This is a genomic window from Moorena sp. SIO4A1, from assembly GCF_010672065.1.
Classification (GTDB): domain Bacteria; phylum Cyanobacteriota; class Cyanobacteriia; order Cyanobacteriales; family Coleofasciculaceae; genus Moorena.
The window spans coordinates 1-1,368 of sequence record NZ_JAAHHX010000771.1; the positions used below are offsets into that span (position 1 = coordinate 1).

The 1,368-nt window shown below is 42.1% G+C and carries 2 pseudogenes; both read right to left on the bottom strand.

Annotated features, from left to right (window positions below):
* Positions 1-322, bottom strand: a pseudogene (locus F6K53_RS42770) (methyltransferase); the annotation flags it as partial.
* Positions 323-498: 176 nt separating this feature from the next.
* A pseudogene (locus F6K53_RS42775) lies at positions 499-1,146 on the bottom strand (transposase); the annotation flags it as partial.
* Positions 1,147-1,368 lie beyond the last annotated feature (222 nt).

The following is a 1,368-nucleotide window of genomic DNA, read 5'->3' on the forward strand; positions in this document are numbered from 1 at the left end:
AGACTCCGTGTTGTTTCAGCTTTTCACCAACTATCCCGTTTCCTGCCCCAAGATCAAGTACCCGAAGCTCGTTGAGGCTCTGGTCCCCTTGAGAGACAGCAGACTCCAGGATATCCACTACAATTGATGGAGACTGGCACTTCAGACGCTCATATACAACCTGCTCGTATAATTCAGGAACTTCGAATATCCGCTCATAGTCATGTAGACGAATCTTCTCCCTGGATTCTCCATTAACAAGGTAAAAATAGACTTGATCTTGGCCAAGCTCTCGAACATTTGTAGGTGGAAATTGGATTTTATGCTTGATTTTCACTTTCATTCAATATTCCTTGTAGTTTGAACCCAGATAAAAACGAATGGTGAATGGTGGAGGATCCTAAAGGCCAATGTCAACAGCGCAATACCAACTCAGGGCTTACCCAAAGACTCTAGATAGATATAGAGTATACTTAACATCCGATCCTTTTTAGCTACCAAAATCTACCAAGGTAAATTCTAGCCCGCTAATGCAAGCTGATCTCTGAGCCAGGGGGTATCTCCCAAGGCACGAAGAAAAATTCCTCGTGCGCCATTGATGTCGCGTTCGCGAAGCGTGACCTTCGGTCAATCCATTGATCGGCCATCAATCTTTGATTTGATGATTTTGCTTCCACCAATATTGACCAACTCACCAGTCCAGCTAATAGTTTTACTGGTATAGGCTTCGCAGACATCGACAACTACTTTCCCGTCTTCGGTTGCTTTATGTTTCAAAAACTCTTTGAACCGATAGTGAGCAAAAGAAAGCATATTGCGAACCGTCTTTGATCTAAGTTTCCGATGCTGCTTTTTGGACATCTGAGACGTCTCGAAAGTAGGAAGCAGTATTACGTCAAAATTATCAACTAAGAATCTAGCGGCTTTGTGGTGCAGTTCATTTACCAGATTTTGAATTCTGATAATCATCCTTCTGGCAGCCTTTCTCATCCGGCGTTTTTGTTTCCCTCTAGTTTTACTGATCTTTGATATCAAGTTATCTAGATGCTGACACAAACGCTGAATCTGAGAAAAATCACCCTCTCCAATTTTGCCTATAGAATTCTCGCTAAAAAAAGTCAAGAAGGTTCTAACACCAGGATCTAAGGCAACTACTCTACCTTGGCTGAGGGGGTGACATGAGCCCTTAAAAGCTTACTAGATAATGCTTTGATGCCAGTTTATCTTTGCTAAGATAAACTGGGCAATTGACCCTAGGAATGATGTTCTAGAAGCTAAAACCCTTATAACTACGTCCAAGGTCAGGCCAAACTAGTATGTATCTTTTTGTAACATATCGGCTGAAAGTATTACCCAATAAGGATTTTAGCTTGCATGTCACCCCCTCAG